The 21228-nt window shown below is 66.1% G+C and carries 13 protein-coding genes; 7 read left to right on the top strand and 6 right to left on the bottom strand.

The window, feature by feature from the left end; translation table 11 throughout:
• The 7 genes from SMA01S_RS19330 to SMA01S_RS19300 form a co-directional block, all read left to right on the top strand.
• On the top strand, nt 1–3442 hold a 3442-nt coding region (locus SMA01S_RS19330), incomplete at its 5' end, for a YadA-like family protein (RefSeq protein ID WP_174543170.1).
• Between the two features lie 118 nt (nt 3443–3560).
• Nucleotides 3561–3998: an outer membrane protein assembly factor BamE gene (locus SMA01S_RS19325; protein ID WP_066826357.1), complete on the top strand. Its 438-nt coding sequence runs from the start codon at nt 3561–3563 to the stop codon at nt 3996–3998.
• Nucleotides 3999–4017: 19 nt separating this feature from the next.
• Nucleotides 4018–4548 carry an OmpH/Skp family outer membrane protein gene (locus tag SMA01S_RS19320; RefSeq protein ID WP_066826354.1) on the top strand — a complete coding sequence of 177 codons (531 nt, stop codon included), beginning with the start codon at nt 4018–4020 and terminating at the stop codon, nt 4546–4548.
• A 205-nt stretch (nt 4549–4753) separates the two neighbouring features.
• Nucleotides 4754–5902, top strand: coding sequence for a fumarylacetoacetate hydrolase family protein (locus SMA01S_RS19315; protein WP_066826351.1), 1149 nt, complete (start codon nt 4754–4756; stop codon nt 5900–5902).
• The gene (gene xylB, locus SMA01S_RS19310) at nt 5902–6678 is read left to right on the top strand and encodes a D-xylose 1-dehydrogenase (protein WP_066826348.1); all 777 of its coding nucleotides are present in this window, start codon (nt 5902–5904) and stop codon (nt 6676–6678) included. Before SMA01S_RS19315 ends, xylB begins: the two co-directional genes overlap by 1 nt.
• Nucleotides 6675–7535 (top strand): SMP-30/gluconolactonase/LRE family protein, encoded by an 861-nt coding sequence (locus SMA01S_RS19305; protein WP_245649342.1) that lies wholly within the window; start codon nt 6675–6677, stop codon nt 7533–7535. The genes xylB and SMA01S_RS19305 overlap by 4 nt, the downstream gene beginning before the upstream one ends.
• Nucleotides 7536–7559: 24 nt before the next feature.
• On the top strand, nt 7560–8963 hold the full coding sequence (locus SMA01S_RS19300; RefSeq protein ID WP_066826345.1) for a sugar porter family MFS transporter: 1404 nt from the start codon (nt 7560–7562) through the stop codon (nt 8961–8963).
• A 73-nt stretch (nt 8964–9036) separates the two neighbouring features.
• Here SMA01S_RS19300 and SMA01S_RS19295 read toward each other — a convergent pair whose 3' ends face one another.
• The 6 genes from SMA01S_RS19295 to SMA01S_RS19270 form a co-directional block, all read right to left on the bottom strand.
• Nucleotides 9037–11949, bottom strand: coding sequence for a glycoside hydrolase family 31 protein (locus tag SMA01S_RS19295; protein ID WP_245649341.1), 2913 nt, complete (start codon nt 11947–11949; stop codon nt 9037–9039).
• Nucleotides 11946–13559, bottom strand: a complete 1614-nt coding sequence (locus SMA01S_RS19290; RefSeq protein ID WP_066826340.1) for a DUF5597 domain-containing protein — start codon at nt 13557–13559, stop codon at nt 11946–11948. Before SMA01S_RS19290 ends, SMA01S_RS19295 begins: the two co-directional genes overlap by 4 nt.
• The gene (locus SMA01S_RS19285; protein WP_066826338.1) at nt 13556–16000 is read right to left on the bottom strand and encodes a glycoside hydrolase family 3 protein; all 2445 of its coding nucleotides are present in this window, start codon (nt 15998–16000) and stop codon (nt 13556–13558) included. The genes SMA01S_RS19290 and SMA01S_RS19285 overlap by 4 nt, the downstream gene beginning before the upstream one ends.
• Before the next feature lie 35 nt (nt 16001–16035).
• Complete coding sequence (locus SMA01S_RS19280; protein ID WP_157094045.1) at nt 16036–18006, bottom strand: putative glycosyl hydrolase; 1971 nt, start codon at nt 18004–18006, stop codon at nt 16036–16038.
• A gap of 205 nt (nt 18007–18211) precedes the next feature.
• Nucleotides 18212–20101: a sialate O-acetylesterase gene (locus SMA01S_RS19275; RefSeq protein WP_084250449.1), complete on the bottom strand. Its 1890-nt coding sequence runs from the start codon at nt 20099–20101 to the stop codon at nt 18212–18214.
• Nucleotides 20102–20115: 14 nt separating this feature from the next.
• Nucleotides 20116–21129 (bottom strand): cupin-like domain-containing protein, encoded by a 1014-nt coding sequence (locus SMA01S_RS19270; RefSeq protein ID WP_066826331.1) that lies wholly within the window; start codon nt 21127–21129, stop codon nt 20116–20118.
• Nucleotides 21130–21228 lie beyond the last annotated feature (99 nt).

Below are 21228 nucleotides of genomic sequence, written 5' to 3'. Positions count from 1 at the left end.
CCTCGGCTCGGGCAGCACGACCGCCGTCGCGGTGGGCACGGCGAGCACGACGATCAACGGCACCAATTACGCCTTTGTCGGCACCACGCCTACCAGCACAGTGAGCGTCGGCGCGCCCGGCGCCGAACGGACGATCACCAATGTCGCCGCGGGCCGTATCAGCGGCAGCTCGACCGACGCGATCAATGGGTCGCAATTGTTTGCCACCAATCAGGCCGTGGGCGCGCTGGGCCAAGGCTGGACGGTAACCGCGCAGGGCGCCAACGCGACCAATGTCGGCGCATCGAGCGCGACCGGCAACAGCATCGACCTGAAAAATGGCGATGGTAATCTCGTCGTGACCAAGAGCACGGCCAGCAACGACGTCACCTTCAACCTCGCCAATGATGTCGCGGTCAACAGCGTGACTGCGGGCGGGACGGTATTGGGCACCACCGGTCTGACGATCGCGGGCGGCCCGAGCGTCACTACCGCCGGTATCAATGCCGGTGGCACGACCATCACCAATGTCGCGGCGGGCGTGAACCCGACCGATGCGGTGAACGTCAGCCAGCTGACTTCGTCGACCGGCGGCGTGGTGACGACGGGCCTGAACTTCACCGCCAATGACGCGACCGCGGGCATCGTGCATCGCGACCTCGGCGCGGCGCTGAGCATCCAGGGCACGGCGACGACGGCGGGCAGCTATTCCGGCGCCAATCTGAAGACGGTGACCGACCCGGCGACGGGAGCGATCAACCTGCAGATGGCGGACGCGCCGGTGTTCACCAGCGTCACCACCGGCAACAGCCTGCTCGACACCAATGGCCTGACCATCACCGGCGGTCCGAGCGTGACCACCGCTGGAATCAACGCGGCCAACAAGGTCATCACCAATGTCGCGCCGGGCGCGGTCAATGCGGCCTCGACCGATGCGGTCAACGGCTCGCAATTGTTCGCGACCAATCAGCAGGTGGCGACGAATACGACCGACATCACCAATCTCGGCAATACGGTCAACAACATCAACAATGGCGGCGGCATCAAATATTTCCACGCCACGTCGACGCTAGCCGACAGCCAGGCACTGGGGACGGATTCGGTCGCGATCGGACCCAATGCGGTGGCCAACAATGCCGGCGACATCGCGCTCGGTAATGGCTCGACCACCACGGCAGCGGTGGCGACCGGCGGCATCACGATCAACGGCACCAATTATGCCTTCGCCGGCACCACGCCGACCAGCACGCTGAGCGTCGGTGCGGTGGGCGCCGAGCGCACGATCACCAATGTCGCGGCGGGGCAGGTCAATGGCGGCTCGACCGACGCGATCAACGGATCGCAATTGTTCGCGACCAACCAGGCCGTGGACAGCCTCGGCACCAATGTGACCAATCTCGGCAACACGGTCACCAACCTGGGCAACACCGTCACCACGCTCGGCAATACCGTGACCAGCATCGGGGCCACCGTCACCAACATCACCAATGGCGGCGGCATCAAATATTTCCATTCCACCTCGACGCTCGCCGATAGCCAGGCGGTGGGAACCAACAGCGTCGCGGTCGGGCCTCAGGCGGTGGCCAACAACACCGACAGCATCGCGATGGGCAACAATGCGGTGGCGAGCGTCGACGGCTCGCTGGCGCTGGGCAGCGGATCGCTTTCCGACCGCGCGCTGGCTCCTGCGATCGGCGCCATTCCAGCTGGTCTGGGCTTCGTGCCCTACAATACCAGCGATGCCACCCTGCTCGGGGCGGTGTCGGTCGGCAATTCGACGACCGGCGAGTATCGCCAGATCATCAATGTCGCGGACGGTACCGCGGCGAATGACGCGGTGACGCTTCGCCAGCTTCAGGGCGCGATCGGATCGGTGTCGGTGACCTCGACCAAATATTTCCATGCCAATTCCGTGGCCCTGGACTCGCTCGCCATCGGGACCGACTCCGTCGCGGTGGGGCCGACCACGGTCGTCAACGGCGACAATGGCGTCGGCATCGGTAATGGCGCGGTGGTCGATCAGACCGCGCCCGGCGGCACCGCGATCGGTCAGAATGCCCGGGTCTCGCAAGCCGACGGCATCGCGCTCGGCACCAACTCGGTCGCCACCGGCATCCAGTCGATCGCGATCGGACCGGGCGCCAATGCGAGCTTCGCGGGCAGCGTCGCGCTCGGCGCAGGCGCGGTGACGACGGTGGGGTCGCGGATCGGCTATTCCGCTTATGGCCTGGGCACGCCGCAAAGCTCCGCCGGCGAAGTCTCGGTAGGCGCGGCGGGCGCCGAGCGGCAGGTCACCAACGTCGCGGCGGGTTCGGCGCCGACCGATGCGGTCAATGTCAGCCAGCTCAACCAGGTCGCGCAGAACACCGCCACCTCGCTCGGCGGCGGCGCGTCCTACAATTCCACCACCGGCGCCTATACCGCGCCGAGCTACGCGGTCGGCGGCAACACCTACAACAATGTCGGCGATGCGCTGGGCGCGCAGAACACCCAGATCACCAACCTCGACAACCGCGTGACCAATATCGCGGGCAGCGTCACCACGGTCGCCAACAACGTCACCAACCTGGGCAACAGCACGGCGGCGGGGCTGGGCGGCAATTCGAGCTACGATCCGAGCACCGGCACCGTCACGACCAACCTGAACGTCGGCGGGAACAATTATACCAACGTCAACGACGCGCTGCAGGCGCTGAACACGACGGCGAGCGCCGGCTGGAACATCCAGGCCAATGGCGGCCCGGCGACCAACGTGCCGTCGAACGGCACGCTCAACGTCACCGCCGGATCCAACACCGTCGTGACCTTGAACGGCAACCAGCTCCAGGTCGCGGTGGCCGACAACCCGACCTTCGCCGGCACGGTGACCGCCAATGGCGGCCTCGCCGTGGGACAGAATACGGTGGTCAATATGGGCGGCAACGTCGTCCAGAACGTCGGCGCCGGCGCGGTCAACGCGACCTCGTCCGATGCCGTCAACGGCTCGCAACTCTACAAGGTGCAGCAGGTCGCCGGCAATTCGGTGCAATATGATGCCGGCGGCAAATCGGTGACGTTCAACCCCGGCGGACCGGCCGCGGTGTTGAGCAATGTCGCGGCCGGCGTCGCGCCGACCGACGCGGTCAACGTCCAGCAGCTCAACAGCGGTATGGCGAGCACGCTCGCTTCGGCCAATGCCTATACCGATATCAAGCTTGCCGGGATCCAGTACGACCTTGGCAGGGTCCAGCGGAATGCCAATGCCGGAACCGCCGGCGCCCTGGCGGCAGCGGGTCTCCCCCAGGCGTTCGAGCCCGGGCGCGGCATGCTTGCCTTCGGTGCGGGCACCTATCAGGGCCAGTCGGCCTTCTCGCTCGGTCTCTCGCGGGTGATGGATGACGGTCGCACCATCTTCAAGGCCGGGGTGACCTACGACACCCAGCAGCGGGTCGGTGCCAATGCCGGCTTCGGCATCCAGTTCTGATCCTAGAGCGGCGTGGCCGATTTTGAATCGGACACGCCGCTCTAAACATTTGTGGTCGCATCGCTTTTCGCGGAAAACCGGAACCCACTTTTCCGCGCGATGCTCTAAGGAGGATGCAATGAGACTCAGCTTTCTCGCGGTTACGCTTCTCATCGGTTGCGGTCTTTCGGGCTCCTTCGCGGCGACGGCCAAGGATGCCGCCGCGACGCCCGTCCCGGTCTATGTGGCCAAGGTCGATCCGGATGCTTTTCCTCACCGACCGCTGGAGGAAAAGAAACTGGGCGCGACGGTCAGCCCGGCCGCGGTGCGGATGATCACGCCAGGCGTCGACAAGTTCAGCATCTACCGGCTGATCGGCCCGCCCCATTTCGGCGAAGGCATCACCCGGCGGTGGAACTATGTGCTGTTCTTTCCGGTCGCGCCGGGAAGTCTCGAGCGGGTTCGGTGTCGGATGGAGATCCGGTTCGAGCGGCCGCCTGGCCATTATAGCGTGACCGTGTCCGAGGTGATCTGGCAGGACCAGGCTTGTGCGGACCGGGTTGCGGCCGCGCGCTGATTGGGCGAGAGGCGGCGGCATGCGATTGTTCGGACAGCTCGCCGCCTTCCTGCTGATCTGTGTCGGGGCGCCCGCGTCGGCCCAGACCTTCGGGCCGCCGATTCAGGGCCTGTGCCTGTTGTCGCGCACCGGCGCGATCGGCGCGTCGCGTGCTGGCCAGTCGATGCAGGCGCAGCTCAAGCAGATGCAGGCGTCGCTGTCGGGCGACCTCGCGCAGCGGCGGAACGCGATCGACCAGCAGCGACGCCAGCTTGAGGCGCGCCAGAACGCCACCGCGCCGATCGAATATCAGCGGCAGCTGGCCGCGCTCGATCAGCAGGCGCGCGAAGTCGAGCAGCAGCAGAATGTGCGCTTCATCGCCGCCCAGGAGCGCGGCCAGCAGCAGATCGATCGCGCGTTGAACGAGGCGCTCGGTCGCGTCGTTACCCGCAACGTCTGCAGCTTGGTGGTGGAACGCAACAATACCTATGGCTGGAACAACGCGATGGACATCACCCCAGCCGTCACGCGCGAAATGGACACCTTGGTACAGGCGGTCACGATCCAGTAGGATGACGCGGCCCCAAAGGCTGCCCATGTGCGCCATCGAGCCGATCGACCGGCCGCTCGATCCTGGGAGTCCAGTGAAGCAATGACGCGCCGACAAATGCGCGCGTTCGACCACCATAATGTACCAAATGGCGATGCGCGGGCTTGACATGCCGCCCTTCCCGGTAAAGGTAGCGTTACCAAAGCAATAGAGAGGATGGTTGGACATGGCCGGCTGGGAAGTATTTTCCGCCGATTTTCTGCCTGCCGACTGGCGGCAAGGTCGTTTTGTCGGCCGCGTGGCGCTTGCCGACGGGCCGAGCCCGGTGCTCGTCGTCGACGGCACGGTTTACGACATGGCAGGCGTGGTACCAACCGTCTCCGATCTTCTGGCGCATCGCCTGTTCGATCCTGCGGGCGGCGAGCGGCTCGGCGCGATCGAAACGCTCGACTGGCTGAGCCCAATCGACTTGCAGTGCGTCAAGGCAGCGGGCGTGACCTTCGCGGTGTCGACGCTCGAGCGCGTGATCGAGGAGCGCGCGCGTGGCGATGCCGGAGCAGCGGCGGCGATCCGCGATCGTCTTTCCGCGCATGTCGGCGGCGATCTGCGCGCAGTGGTGCCGGGGTCGGCCGAGGCCGCTACGCTCAAGGACAAGCTGATCGCCGATGGCATGTGGTCGCAATATCTCGAAGTCGCGATCGGTCCCGATGCGGAGATCTTCACCAAGGCGCCGGTGCTGTCGGCGGTCGGGTTCGGCGCGATGATCGGCGTGCGCTCGGATTCGACCTGGAATAATCCTGAGCCCGAAATCGTGCTGGTGGTCGATGCCGATGGCGAAGTGGTCGGCGCGACGTTGGGCAACGATGTCAATCTGCGCGACTTCGAGGGCCGTTCGGCGTTGCTGCTCGGCAAGGCCAAGGACAATAATGCGGCGTGCGCGATCGGGCCGCTGATCCGTCTGTTCGATGGCGACTTCACCCTCGACGACGTGCGAGCCGCGGCCGTCGACCTGACGATCGAGGGCATGGACGGCTATCGCCTGACCGGATCGAGCAGCATGGCGCAGATCAGCCGCGACCCCGCCGAGCTGGTGCGCCAGGCGTTGAGCGAACACCATTATCCTGACGGTTTCGCGCTGTTTCTCGGTACGATGTTCGCGCCCACCCAGGATCGCGATGCGCCGGGCCGCGGCTTCACCCACAAGGAGGGCGACATCGTCACTATTTCGAGCGAGAGGCTGGGGACGTTGGTCAACAAGGTCACCAGCGCGAAGGCGGCGCCGGCCTGGTCATTCGGGATCGGCGACCTGATGCGCAACCTCGCCGCGCGCGGGCTATTGGCGCCGCGGCCGGTACTTTCGGAGACCGTCAACTGATGCTGCAGCCCGCCACCCAAAGCGCCCGCGCGAGCTATCCCAGTCTCGCCGGCAAGCGCGTGCTGATCACCGGCGGCGCGACCGGGATCGGCGAGGGGCTGGTCGAGGCGTTCGCCGCGCAAGGGGCGCGTGTCGCCTTTGTCGACGTGCAGGACGATGCGGCGCACGCACTGGTCGACCGGCTCGGCGGGCCGGATGCCGTGCTCTACAGCCGCTGCGACCTCACCGATCTCGATGGTCTCAAGGGACGGTTCGCGGCGATCGAGGAACAGCTCGGCGGCGTCGATGTCCTCGTCAACAACGCGGCCAATGACGACCGCCACACGATCGACGAGATCACCCCGGCTTATTGGGACGATCGGATGGCGGTGAACCTGCGCCACCAATTCTTCGCCAGCCAGGCGGTCATTCCGGCGATGCGTCGCGCGGGCGGCGGCGCGATCGTCAATTTCGGGTCGATCAGCTGGCATCTCGCTCTGCCCGATTTGCTTCTCTACCAGACCGCCAAGGCGGCGATCGAAGGACTGACGCGGTCGATGGCACGCGACCTTGGCCGCGACGGTATCCGCGTCAACGCGGTCATTCCGGGCAACGTGCAGACGCCGCGGCAGGAGCGCTGGTATACGCCCGAGGGCGAGGCCGAACTGGTCGCGGCGCAGTGCCTCGACGGACGCATCCAGCCCGCCGATGTCGCGGCGCTGGTGCTGTTCCTCGCTTCCGACGATGCCCGGATGTGCACGGGTCACGAATATTTCGTCGACGCGGGCTGGCGGTGACCGGCACGCCCGAGGTTGTCGCCCCGGTCGGGGCAATGCTGGGCGAGGGGCCGGTGTGGATCTGCGGCGCGCTCTGGTTCGTCGATATCAAGGCGCCGTGCATCTACCGCCTCGATGATGGCGACGTGACGCGCTGGGCCGCGCCGGCACCGGTGGGCTGGGTGATGCCGGTTGCCGGCGGCGGGCTGGTCGCGGGACTCAAGACCGGCATTCACCGCTTCGATCCGACCAATGGCAGTTTCTCCGCGCGGATCGAGGTCGAGCCCGACCTGCCGGACAATCGGCTCAACGACGCGGTGGTCGGCCCCGACGGTTCTTTATGGTTCGGGTCGATGGATGATGAAGAGGCGCAAGCATCGGGTCGCTTCTACCGCCTGTCGAACGGACGGGTCTCGGATACCGGGCTGCCGGCCGCGGTGGTAACCAACGGCCCGGCCATTTCGCCCGACGGCCGCACACTCTACGTCACCGACACGTTCGCGGGAACGATCGGACAGGCGGACATCAACGACGATGGTTCGCTGGGTTCGCTGCGTCCGTTCGTCACTATCGACAAGAGCCATGGCTATCCCGACGGTCCGACCGTCGATGCGGAAGGGTGCGTGTGGGCCGGCTTGTTCGGGGGTTGGAGCGCGCGTCGCTACGACCCTGCGGGCGCGCTGATCGAGACCGTGCGCTTTCCCGTCGCCAATGTGACGAAAATCGCGTTCGGCGGCGCCGATCTGCGGACTGCCTATGCGACCACCGCGAAGCTCGCGCTCGACACTGCCGCGCTCGACGCGCAGCCGCTCGCGGGGCACCTCTTCGCGTTCGACGCCGGGGTCGCCGGCGTGCCGGTCAACGCCATACGATCATGACAAGAATGATGATGGGAGAGCAGAATGAACGGGGGAGCGACACGGGCCAATAGCGGCCTAATCGCCATGATCGTCGCGGTGGCGACGATCGGCGGATTGTTGTTCGGCTATGACAGCGGCGCGGTGAACGGCACCCAGCCGGGGCTCAAGGCGGCATTCGGCCTGAGCGAGAGCGGGCTTGGCTTCACCGTCGGGTCGCTGCTGATCGGTTGCTTCATCGGCGCGTTCTTCGCCGGCACGCTTGCCGACCGGATGGGCCGCCGCAACGTGATGCGGATCGCGGCGTTGCTGTTCCTGGGTGGCGCGCTGGTCCAGGGCTTCGCGCACCTCCAGCCGATCTTCGTGACCGCGCGGATCATCGGCGGCATGGCGGTGGGCGCGGCGAGCGTCCTGTCGCCCGCTTACATCTCCGAAGTCGCGCCGGCCAATATCCGCGGCCGGATGACGACGGTGCAGCAGATCATGATCATCTCGGGTCTGACCGCGGCGTTCGTGGTCAATTACTATCTCGCCGCCGCCGCCGGCGCCTCGACCGAAAAGCTCGGTGGGCTCGAGGCGTGGCGCTGGATGTACCTGATGCAGGCCATCCCGGCGGCGGTCTTTCTGGCCGCATTGTTCCTCATCCCGGAGAGCCCGCGCTTTCTCGTGTCGAAGGGCCGCGAGGGCGAGGCGGAAATCGTCCTCACCAGGCTGTTCGGCGCCGATACCGCCGCGACCAAGCTGGCCGAGATCCGCGCCAGCTTCAGTGCCGATCACCGGCCGCAGTTGCGCGACATCATGGATCCCGTGAAGGGCGGCATCCGTCCGGTGGTCTGGGCCGGATTGCTGCTCGCGGTGTTCCAGCAGCTCGTCGGGATCAACGTGATTTTCTATTACGGCTCGACCTTGTGGCAACTCGCCGGCTTCACCGAGGCCGACTCGCTGCTGATCAATATCGTCTCGGGCGTGGTGTCGATTGGCGCGTGCCTGGTCACCGTCGCATTGGTCGACCGGATCGGGCGCAAGCCGCTGTTGCTGATCGGCTCGGCCGGAATGGCGGTGACGTTGTTCGGCCTCGTCTATGCGTTCAGCCAGGGCTCGCTCGACGCCGCGGGCAAGCTCCAGCTGTCGCCGCAGCTCGGCACCATCGCGGTGATCGCCGCGAACCTCTACGTGATCTTCTTCAACCTGAGTTGGGGCCCGGTCATGTGGGTGATGCTGGGCGAGATGTTCCCCAACCAGATCCGCGGTTCGGCACTTGCGGTGTGCGGCTTCGCGCAATGGTTCGCGAACTATCTGGTCGCGCAGAGCTTTCCGGTCATGGCCGCCAAGCTGGGGCTCGCGACCAGCTACACCTTCTACGCGGTGTGCGCGGTGATCAGCTTCTTCCTGGTCCAGAAGTTCATCCACGAAACCAAGGGCAAGGAACTCGAGGAAATGACCGGCTGACCTCGGGCGTCAGGCAACAAAGAAGGGCGTGGGGAGCAACCGCTTCCCACGCCCTTTTTGTTTCGACGCGTGATCAGCGGCGGATCGTTACCGGCCGGCCGTCATAGGTCACGCTGCGCGCCGGGTTGGCGCCGAAGTCGGGCGCCGCGGCTGTTCGCGGGCCGTAGAAGCGCACCGAGATCGACCGCTTCGCCGTCATCCCGTCATAGCCGCCGGTCCGCGCGCCGATCGTCAGCGTGCCGCTCTTGTCGTCCCAGCGGATCGGGATGCGCGCATATTTGCCCTTGGCATAGCCGTCGCTGAGGCCGTCATCCTCGTAGAGCGAATAGGTGCCGTTCGCGCCGGTGAAGACCTGGAGCACGATCGGCCCGTCCGGCTGTTCGCTGGTCGTCTGCACATCGGGGCCGGTCGGCACGATCGCGCCCGCCCGGACGAACAGCGGCATGCGCTCGTACGGCGCCGCCGCGGTAATCGACTGGCCGCCGGCATAATAAGTGCCGCGATTGAAGTCGTACCAGCCCGTCCCGGCGGGCAGGTAGACCTGCCGGCTGCGCGCCTTGAATTCGGAAACCGGAGCGACGAGGAATGACGGGCCGAACATATATTCGTCGTCGATTGCCCAGGTGCGCCGGTCGGCCCCGAAATCCATCACCAGCCCGCGCATGATGCTGCCGTCCGTGAACCAGGTGTCCGCCGCGCTGGTGTAGATGTAGGGCATCAACCGGTAGCGCAGCTTGTCGTACCAGATCATCGACGCCTGCATCGCCGGATCCTTCGCCGAGATCTCGTAGATTTCGCGATACGGGAATTCGCCGTGACTGCGGAACAAGGGCGAGAAGGCGCCGAACTGGAACCAGCGCAGGTTGAGCTCACGCCATTCGGGCTGATCGGCGGGGCGCTGCTGGGTGTAACGGTCCTCGACCGCGAAGCCGCCGATATCCTGGCTCCAATTGGGCAGGCCCGACATCGACAGATTGACCCCGGCCGAGATCTGGTCGCGCAGATTGTCCCAGCGCGCCGCGACGTCGCCCGACCAGACCGCCGCGCTCGACCGCTGGATGCCGCCGAACGCCGAGCGCGTCAGGATGAACGGCCGCCGCCCCGGTTCCACACGGCGCAGATTGTCGGCAACGCCCTCGACATGGACGAGCGGATAGGTGTTGAATTCCGCCGCGCCAGGCCCGCGCACGGTCGGGCCCATCTGGAACGCGCGTTCCTCGATCGACAGGTTCGAATGCCAGTCCGGCTCGTCGGAATCGAGCCACCAGCCGTCGAACCCCTTCGACACCAGCTTGTCGTTGACCTGGTCGAAGAACAGGTCGCGCGCACCCTTGGTGTAGGGGTTGTAGAACGTGTTGGCATAGCCGGGGCCGACCCAGTCCTTCTGCCCCGCCTCGAGCGGGCGGCGATAGAGATAGCCCTTGGCGTCGAGCGCCTTGCCGTTGGCGGTGGTCGGATAGAATTTTCCCCAGACCGAGATCATGATGTGCGCATCGAGCGCGTGGACGTCATCGACCATCTTCTTGGCGTCGGGGAAACGGCTCGTATCGAAATCGTGGCTGCCCCATTGGTCGTCGACCCAATAGCGCCAGTCGAGCACGATATTGTCGAGCGGGATGCCGCGCTTGCGATATTCGCGCACCACGCCGACCAACTGGTCTTGCGTCTCGTAGCGCTGGCGGCTCTGCCAGAAGCCATAGGCCCATTTGGGCATCAGCGTGGCCTTGCCGGTGAGCGCGCGATAGCCGGCGATCGCGCCATCGATGCTGCCGCCGCCACCGACGAAATAATAATCCACGTCCTTGGCGACGTCGGAGGTCATCCACAGCGAGTGGCGGTCCGCAGCGGGCAGGGGGTCGTTGTGGACCAGCCCGATATAGCCGGCGTTCGGATCCCACTCGACCCGGATCGCGATGGGCTTGCCGGCAGTCATCGGCAGGTCGAAATTGTGGAACCAGGGATTCCAGTTCTGCCGCCAGTGCGACATCACCAGTTTCCCGTCGGCATAAACCTTCATGTAGCTCGACGCGTAGAGCCGGAACTTGTGTACGCCGGTCTTGTCGGCCGTCACATTGCCAGTCCAGACGACGCGCTGCTCCTGGGTGTTGACGCCGGCGGTGTTCTGCCCGCTCTCGCCCGACGCCTTGGTCGCCGCCTTCGCCGCGGCGGGCCATTTCTTCTGGTCGCGGATATAGCGATAATCGATCGTCGCTTCCTGGCGGCTGACCGCGAGCTTGCCGCCGAGATAATAATCGGCCTTCCAGCCGGGCTTGCCGCCGCTCGTCACCCTTAGATCGTCGCCGACCAAAGCATAAGGCCGCGGATTGCCGAACCGGGTGATCCCGTCATTGTCCCAGAGCAGTCCATAGCCCCGGGTCGAGACGACGAACGGGATCGCGATGTCCATATTGTGCTGGGCGAGTTCGACGTCCTCGCCATTGTAATTCATCTGCCGGTTCTGATGCTGGCCGAGGCCGTAAAAGCCCTCATCGGTGCCGCGGTTGAATTGCTGGCTGGCGGTGAAATACGGCTTGCCCTCGACCGACACCGCCCGGAACGCCGCGCGCGGCGCCTCGGTCAGGAGCGGCTTGCCCGCGGCGTCGAGGAAGCTGACCGAGCCGTCGGCCAGGCGGATGCGCGCGCTGGCCTTGGGCAGCCTGAGCGAGACATAGCCGTTGGCCGTGGTGACGATTGGATCGCCATCGGGTTTGGCGATCACCATCAGGCTGTCCGGCACCTCGTCGAAATCGGTCGCCGGCACCGCGGTCACGCGGAAGCTTGCGTCACCATAAGCGAGCACGCGAATGCGCTTCGCCGGGCCGGACGCGGGCGTGACCACGACGCCGTGATCGATCTTCGCCACCGATCCATCCGCCGCCGGCGCGGCCGCGGCCGCGGCCGCGTCAGCCGCCAACGCCGCTACGCCTCCGGCCCCCGCCAGCGCGATCGCCGCGGAGCCCAGCATCAACCATCGCATCGCCGTCATTTCCACGTCCCCATCGTCACTTTGAGCCACACCGGCGTGCCGGTGAAGTTGAGCCCGTAATCGGTCTGATCGCCGTTCCAGACGCGCTCGAACACCCAATTGCCCTGCGCGTCGAAATGACCTTCCTCGACCCGCAGCATCATGCCGTTGCCGCCGCTCGTATCGTCGAGGCGCAGACGGACGTCGGATCCGGTCAGCAGGAACTGGTCGGGGCCGAGTTGTGCGACCAGCGCGCCACCCACCGGCTTGCCTTTGGTCGGGGAAGGATCGGTCTTGATCCACGTCCAGTCGCGCTCGCCGAACCGCCACAGGTCGTATTGCACCGAAATCTTCCACCGTCCGAAGGTCGTCGACTGGTCGCCGCCATCCTCCATCTTGGCCGCACCCCAGACGCGATGTTCGAACGCGATCCTCGCCCAGGCTCGCGCCGCGGGCGCGAGCAAGCGGTATTTGGACGCGAAGGCCTCGATCGTCGCCTCGTCCAGTTCCTTCGCGCCCAGCGGATAATTGACGTAGCCGGTGTCATCGAAACCGAACGGCGAGAAGCCGATCGCGCCCTTGCCCAGCGTCGGCCACAGGAAACGGGCATATTCGGCGGCGTTGCCGGTTTCGGGCACCATCAGGGGATTGTCGGGCCGCGCGTAGAGGTCGAGATACTTGGCATAGGCCTTGGGATCGCGATTGTAGATGTCGGGCGCGACCAGCGCGATGTGCGGCGCGGCGGCGCGCCACACGTCGATCACCGGCCAGTCCGGTCCCCCGCTGGCGCCGCCCGACACGGCCGGGCCGAACGGGTCGCTCAGCGCCGCGTTGCAATACATTGGCAGGTTCTTGATCGCCTGGCCGGCGGCGGCGATCTCATCGACATAACGCGCGATGTACCAGGCGTTGAACGCGGTATCGGCGAGCTTGCCGAACGCCTGTGACCAGGTGCCCGATTTGCCCGTCTTGGCCGCGAGCGGTTGCGGGATCGGCTGAGCGAACAGTTTCTGCGCCTCGGGCGAGAAATCGCGCGCCGAGCGATAGCTGCCGCTCTCATTCTCGACCTGCACCATGATCACGGTATTCTGGGGGTCGTCCGCCTTCAGCCGCTGCATCAGCGCGGTGAAGGCGCGCTTGTCGGCGTCGAGCGTTGTCCGCGCGTGCGGGCTCAGCGCATAATGCGCCTTGCCGTCGCTGGTCCGCATCCGCGGAAAGCGCGCATTGTCGCTCTTGACCCAAATCGGGGCGTAGTTCGGCGCGGTATTCTTCCAAGCGCCGAACCACAACAGGACGAGGCGGAGCTTGTGCTCGCGCGCGCCCTTCAGCAGCGCGTCGAGATAGGAGAAGTCGAACTTGCCCTCGACCGGTTCGATCTGTTCCCAGGCGATCGGGATTTCGAGCGTATTGGCGTTGAGCCGTTCGAGCATCGGCCACACCTTGGGCAAGGCGGCCGGATAGTTGCTCGAATTGTTCGCCTGGGCGCCGAGCATCAGATAGGGCGCGCCGTCGACGAACAGCGCCGAGCGGCCATCCTTGGTTACGACACGCGGCAACTCGTCCGCGGCGTGCGCAGACATTGCCAGCCCGGCCAACAGCAGCGGCAATAGGCGGACAAGGCGCCGGCTCATCGTGCCGCCGCCGGACAGACCGCGCCGCTGGGATCGGTGGCCAAGTGGATGTCGGCGACCGACAGCGCGAACGGGGCGCTCGCCGTCAGCGACCATGGAGTCGTCACGCCGGTCATGTCGGCGCCGCGATCGCGCAGGCATTTGAGGCCGATGCGCACTGTCCGCCATTGCGGGCCGGCGGCGAAGAGCGGGGTGGCATCGACCTTCGCGGCGCCGAAGCCAAGCGTCACCGGCCCCGACGGCGCGGCATCGACGCGATAGGTCATTTCGAGCACCAGCTCGGCATTGGTCTCGCGCGTAAGGTTGAGCGCCACGCCGTTTATGGCGATCGTCGCGTCACGCCCCGTGGGCCAGGTCAATCGCGCCGCGCCTTCCTGGATATGCGGGCCGTCGACGGCCGCGCGCGTCACACCCGAGTCCGGCGCCCAGGCGTACGGCGCCGGGACCTTGCCCTTGGCGAAGAACAGGTTGGTGTTGGCCAGTCCCGGATCGACGCCGGCTACTTCGCCCAACACGCCGACCTTGCCTGGTTTGGCGTAGCTTAGCCCGTAACCGAACGCGAACAGCGGGTCGTAGCCCGGCTGCCCCTTGTTGAGCGTGAATTGGCCCGCGGTCTTCGGCCAGCTGTACGACAGCCGCCCGACAAAGTCCTTGCGCGGCTTGCCGTTGCGCGTGCCGACGATGACATCGGCGATACCGCCGCCTTCGCTTCCCGGCAGCCAGGCCGCGACGAATGCGTCGGACTGGTTGAGTTCGGGGTTCACCCAGAGCGGCCGGCCCGACAGGAACACCGACACGGTCGGGATACCCGCCGCGCGGAGCTTCTTGAGCAAGGCCAGCGCCTCCTTGTCGCCGGGCTGGAATTCGAGCGTCCTGATGTCGCCGCGCATTTCGGCATAGGGTGTCTCGCCGAACACGACGATCGCGGCATCGGGCTTGGTGGCGAAGCTGCCGTCCGGCGACAGGGTAGCCGAGCCGCCGCCGGCCTTCATCGCCGCGGCGATGCCCGAATAGATCGACTGCGCATTGGGGAAATCGGCGTTGCTGTTGCCGTCGCCTTGCCAGCTCAAAGTCCAACCGCCCGACTGCATCGCGATCGAATCCGCGCCCGGGCCGGCGACGAGCACATTGGCGCTCGCCTTGATCGGCAGCACGCCGTCGTTCTTGAGCAACACCAGGGTCTTGGCCACGGCTTCGCGGGCAAGCGCGCGATGCGCGGGCGAACCTAGTACATCGGCGCGTCCTTCCCATGGCCGCGCGGCGTCGAACAGGCCGAGCGCGAATTTGACGCGCAGGATACGACGCACCGCATCGTCGATCCGGGTCATCGGGATCACGCCCGATTTCGCTTCCTTCAGCGTGTTGTCGAACAGATCGCGCCAGCTGTCCGGCGCCATCGCCATGTCGAGCCCGGCGTTGAACGCGATCGCGCAGTCGGTGTTGCTGCAGCCGGGGACCTGGCCATGGCCGTTCCAGTCGCCGACCACGAAGCCGGCAAAGCCCATCCGCCCTTTCAGGACGTCGGTCAGCAACGATTTGTTGCCGTGCATCTTCTGTCCATTCCAGCTCGAATAGGACGCCATCACGGTCATCGTTCCGGCGTTGATCGCGGGCGGATAGCCTTGCGCGTGGAGGCGGATCAGCGTCGCCTCGTCGATCTTGTCGTCGCCCTGGTCGATTCCGTCCTTGGTTCCGCCGTCGCCCAGGAAATGCTTGGCGCTTGCCGCGACATTACCCAGCTGGATGCGCCCCTTGCCGGGGTTGCCCTGCAGGCCGCGGATGATCGCGCCGGCATAACGCGCGGTGATCGAGGGGTTTTCCGAATAACCTTCATAGGTGCGGCCCCAACGGTCGTCCTGCGGCACCGCCAGCGTCGGCCCGAATGCCCAGTCGATACCCGTTGCCGCGGTCTCCTCGGCGGTCGCGCGGCCGATCCGGGTCATCAGCGCGGGATCGTCGGCGGCGCCGAGACCGATATTGTGCGGAAACAGCGTCGCGCCGACCACGTTCGAATTGCCGTGGACCGCATCGATGCCGAACATCAGCGGGATCGCGACATGGTCCGCCCGCGCCTCATTTGCGACCGCGGCGAACGCCCTGGAGGTCGCGACCCACGGCGCCTGTGGCGAGCGGTCGGGGCTTCCGAGGGGCGGCGAACTGCCGCCGGCGAGGATGCTGCCGAGTGGGTATTTCCTGAGATCCTCGGGCTTGATCGAGCCGATGTCCGCCTGGATCATCTGCCCGATCTTCTCCTCGATCGTCATCTTCGCCATCAGCGCCGTGATCTTCGCTTCGGTGGCAGGATTCACCAGGCCGCGGCTCTTCGCGGCCGGCCATAATGCAGGGTTGGCAATGCTCGACCCGTCCGGCGCGGCGGCAACCGCGGTCGCACCGATCATCGTCGCGGATAACAATGCCACCAACCCGATCCTTGCCCTCATCCTGATCCTCTTCACCGACTTTTCTTTCCTTGAAATCATCTGCTGGTCGCGATCGCCCGGAACGAATGCGGCGGCAGATCGAGCACGAAACGGGTCCAGCCCGGCTGGGCATCATTGCCTCCGGGCACCGGTGCGGCGGCGGCGATCGGCCTGTTGTCGGAGAGTTCGATCGCTTTGGCGGCCTCGCCCTTGACCGTCAGCGTCACCGAGACCGGCTGGTCGCGGAAATTCTCCACGACGTACGATCCATTGTCATAGGCGAAGAGTGCTACGTTGGCGGGGGCCGCGAGATGCGCGGGGAAGTCCTGCATCGTCATCGTACGGATATGGTCGAGCGCGGCGGTCGGCAGGTTGTAGAGGTCGCTGGGATTTTCGGGCGTCGCCAGCATCATCAGCGTGCCTTGCGAATATCTGTTCATCAGCAGGATCGGGAATCCCTTCTGCCCCGACACTCCGCGCACGACCGCCCAGCTGTCATTGGTGTAGAAACGCACGTCCGGGAACAATATCGGCCGTGCCGAACCGCCCGGGTCGTCGAGCAGGCGGCCATTGCCCGCGCCGAATCCCTCGATGAAATGATCGACCGCGACGGTCCGCCCGGTCGGCGTCCATTCCGCGAGGTCGGCAAAGCGGGCGCCGAGCGCGGAAACGAAGCCCGACGTGACGATCACCGTCGCGCCGCCCTTCAGGCTCGCTTGCACTTTCGCGACGATTCCCGGATCGGCCGCGGCAGCCTCGGTCAGCAGTATCGTCCTGGCGTCGGCGGGATAAGTCGGCGCCAGCTCGATCGGGATGCCGATATTGCCGAGATAATTGTGCAGGAAGTCGTCGCCGCTCGATTGATACGGCTTGTAGCTCGCCACGCCGATCGGCTTGCCGAGCGACCCGAGCACCGAATCGACCGCGTCGAGCGACAGCCCCGCGGCGCGCGCCCAGCCCGCCGGCGTGCGCGATCCCGACTGTCGCCAGGCGCGCATGGCTCCCGACCAGTCGAAGCTGGTCCCCATCGTGGCCCAGGGCCGCTCGCCCTCGTCGGCGCCAACGTCGGACGCCATCGGGCTCCAGTTGAACAGCGTGATCTCCGGCGCCTTGGCCAGCATTGTGTCCCACAATTGCTCGGCATAGCGGTCGAGGTAGCGCGTGCTGAACGTATCGACCCAGCCGCCGCCGTTCGCGCCCGGACGGATGTTCGCGTAATAGCGATAGACCGAATAGCTCTCATATTGCTGGAGCAATTGGTCGGTGATCACCGGGTCGCGCGTCTCGGTGCCGGTATAGATGCCGTCGAACGCCTTGGCTTCCTGGTCGAGGTCGTAGCCCAACCCCTGAAAATGCTCGTACCAGTTCGGATATTTGATGATCATCCGAACCTTGGGATTCTCTGCCTTGGCCGGGCGCAGGACGAGATCGCGCGCGACGCCGCGCATCGTGTCGAGCCGGTATTGCGTCCAGCTGCGCTTGCCTTTGGCGGCGATGTTGGCGTCGCTCTTCGAGGTGAAGAAGAAGAAGTCGTCCAGGATGACCTGATCGAAATGCCGCGCCGCGAGCCGCACCGCGCGCTCGCATTCGGCGCGGTCGTCACGATCCTCGTAATCGAACGTGCCGAACTGACCGTTCTTGCCCCCGGCCGCGAGCGTGATGCCGCCGGCGACCTCAATGCCCTTCTCACGGAAATAGGACGACACCTTGGCCAGTTCGTCATCGGTCGCGAATTGGTGGTCGCGATAGGCCTCGACATAGACCTTGTCGAAATGGAGCTGGCTGGCGACGCGGGCATATTCGCGGTCGAAGGTCGCGCGGTCGGCGAGTGCGCGGACGTTGCCGACGACGACGTAGATCGCGACCTTGAAGTTGCGATACGGGGCAGGGGCAGGGGCGGGGGCGGGCGCCGCCTGAAACAGGGGAGGTGCTGCGGCGGCTGGTGTTGCGCTCAATCCCGCGGCCGCGGCGAGCAAGATGGCGCGCGCGATCGGTCCAGAGCGTCGCCGGCGGGCAATTTCAGGCACGCATATCTCCCCTCGATGCCGGGTTTTCCCCGAGTCATTGTGAGCGCTACCATAACAATTGCGCTGCTGGCAATCGGATCGTGTCGGAATATGGCGAAAGGATTTTGCCTGGGCTCGACGCCCGGTGTCGCGCCCGCGCGTGGACGAGCGCCGGAACACCGGAGAAGCGACATGGTGGCGGCTACGTTCGCCGCCGCTCGCCGCGTTATCGCCCGATCGGCATGCGGAACCCCGTCGCCGGCAGCCCGTCCGGATTGTAGAGGTTCACGATCGGACTCGCCTGCCACAGATAGCGGACCTCGCTCGCCTTGCCGTCGTCGGGGACCAGCACGGTATCGCCGCTCGCGACCGCATCGGCATAACGGCACTGTCCGCCGCTGTCGCACAGCTCGAACCCGAGGACTTGTCCGCCGCCGACCGTCACCAGCGGGCCATGTGCGAAGCGGATAGCAATCTTGCCATCGCGCCGGACGACTGCGGTCGGGGCAGGTCCTCGCGCCTCGACCTTTTCCCCCAAGGCGATAGCCCTCGCACCGAGCGCGAGGCGATAGCCTACGCCTTGCTTGTTGGTCGGGTGGATGTCGGCGACCTGGCCGATATCGAGCGCGCTGGCCAGCCCGACCTTCGGGTCGGCATCGGCAACGCGACGCTGGACGTCGCGCAATTGCGCCCAAACGTCATCGACCGGCCGCGAGGTCAGCGGTCCGAATCCGGCAAGCTGGACCATCAAGAACGGTTCGGCGCCAAAGCGCTTGCGCCAGTCGGCGATCAGCAGTGGCATCAACTCGGCGTAACCAGCGGCGTCGTTGACATTCGCCTCACCCTGATACCAGGCGAAACCCTTGAGCGGATAATTGTCGAATGGCGCGATCATCCCGTTGTAGAGCGTGGTCCGCCCGTTGCCGCCGAGCCAGGGCAGTCCGGGCGGCATGCCGATCGCGGCGAGCGCATCGCCGCGCGCGAACTGCCAGTCCTTCAGGGGAATGACCGTGCCGTCGGCGAGCGTCAGCGTGCGTGGCAAGTCGCCCCACAGCCCGCCGCCACCGCCGGTATCGATCGCCGCAACCTCGACGACATTGTCCCCGGCGCGAAGCACGCCCGGCGGCACGGCATATCGCCGCGGCGCATCCCAGCCATCCAGCGCGCCGACGGCCCTGCCATTGACGCGTGTGAGGTCGATGTCGTCGACCGCGCCGATCGCCAGCTCGGCCTTGCCCGCCTGCGCGGCGGTGAGCGTCACATGCGCGCGATAATAGCCGATGCCGTCGAAGCTCGCGAGCGCGGGATCGCCCCAATTTTCCCAGGCCGCCATCGAGGGTGCCGGATGCCAGACGGCATTGGCCGGTGCCGACGCGCGCGCGCCGAGCCACTTTTCGACCATGTCGCGCCATTGTCGCGATGCCGCCGCCGGATCGCGCCCGTAGAGATCCAGCAGGTCGAGCGCCGGGCGGTAGCGCGGCAGCGTTGCCAGTGATTCGCGGCTGATCCAGTCCTCGATCACCGATCCGCCCCAGGCCGAGGAGATCAGCCCGACCGCGATCCCCTGCCGCTGCTGGAGCTCGCGACCCATGAAATAGCAGGCCGCGGAAAAGTCCGCCGCGCTGGCGGGCGCCGAGACTTGCCAATCGACCGGGCGGCTGAAGCTCGCTTGCGGCGTTGCGCTCGACTGGCGCGGCACGTTGAACAGGCGGAGCAACGGGTGTGCCGCCTGCTGCACCTCGGCATCGGCATTGGTCGCGTGACGCAGCGTGAATTCCATGTTCGACTGGCCGGAACACAGCCAGACGTCGCCGACCATGACATCGCCGAGCGTCGCGGTTGTGCCGCCGCTCGTCGCGACGAGCGAATAGGGGCCGCCGGCGGGCCTGGCCGGCAAGATCGCGCGCCACGCGCCGTTGGCGTCGGCCGCCGCACGGACGGTTGCGCCTGCGAAGCTCAGCACGATTTCCGACTTGGGCGCGGCATGGCCGTGCACCGCGATCGCGCGATCACGCTGCAGCACCGCATGGTCGGTGAACGGTGTGTCGAACGTTACCTGTGCCGCGGCTGGCGCAGCCGCCAGCATGCCGATTGCCACGATCATCCACCGCATCATCTTTCCTTCCCCGGTCATTTCGATTGCAGCGCCAAGGCGATCACTCGGTGCAGGTCACGCCGCATCTCGGGCGAGATCGGGCCCATTATCCCGCGCGCACGCTCGGGCAGGTGCGCCGCCTGTCCGGCATCGTCGGCGAAAACGAGATGGTCGAGCAGCGCACGCCATGCCGCCCGGCGCGCCGGTGGCAGATCGCGGAACGCGAGCAAGGCGTGCAGCATCGCCTGGACCGGCGCGGTCGGCAAAGCGTGATCGCTCCACCAGTAATTGACCAGGATGCTGACCGGATCGAGCGATCGGACCGCGTGCCACCACAGATAGGGAATGAAGATCGCGTCGCCCGGGCCGAGCTCGGCCGTCCGCGCATGCTTCTCCGCTTCGGCGTAGAGCGGATAAAGATCGCGATCGGGCGCATCGACATCGACCATGCTGACCGGCGTGCCCGCCGGAGTCAGCTCGAACGGCCCGAGATAGAGATTCGCCGCCTGATCCGGCGGAAACAAGGTGAACCGCCGGCGGCCGGCGACGACGCAGGCGACATTGTCGTTCGAATCGTAATGCGTGGCGACCGAGACGGCGTTGCCGATCCAGATCCGCGCCGCCACCGACGGGTCGAGCAACGGCATCGGATGCTGTTCGGCGAATCCCGGCAGCACCTCGCACACCGGCGCCGATTGCATCGCGATCGCGAGCGGATGGGCATCGCCTGCCTGGTGCACCAGCTGGTCGAGCAGATCGGCGACGGTCGCGTCGCGGCGCCCGAAGTTGAGGCCGGCCATGTCGCGCGTGTAGAAAAAGCGGCCACCGATCGACGGGTGACCAGCGACGCAGCTCGCAAGGCCGCCGCGTTCGAATGACTTCAGGAAAGCGACCAGAGTGGCCGTACCGGCGCTGGCCGCCGCCACGACGGGCCAATCGCGCACCAGCCCGCGCAACACCACCGGCTCGGCCGTGGCGACGATCTCCGCAAATGCCTCGCGGATTGCGCCGACGCGATCCAGTTCAACCTCCCGGATACCGGCAACCAAGCTCTTCTCTCCTGGCCCGATATGCACTGCGAGGCGGCCAGCCAGCAGTCATACCTATTTGTTTTAAAAAGGAAGTGCGGAAAATAGGACAGCGATATT

Source organism: Sphingomonas mali NBRC 15500 (genome assembly GCF_001598415.1).
Taxonomy (GTDB): Bacteria; Pseudomonadota; Alphaproteobacteria; order Sphingomonadales; family Sphingomonadaceae; genus Sphingomonas; species Sphingomonas mali.
Note: the sequence above shows the minus strand (reverse complement) of the source record. Positions and strands in the feature narration are given on the sequence as shown.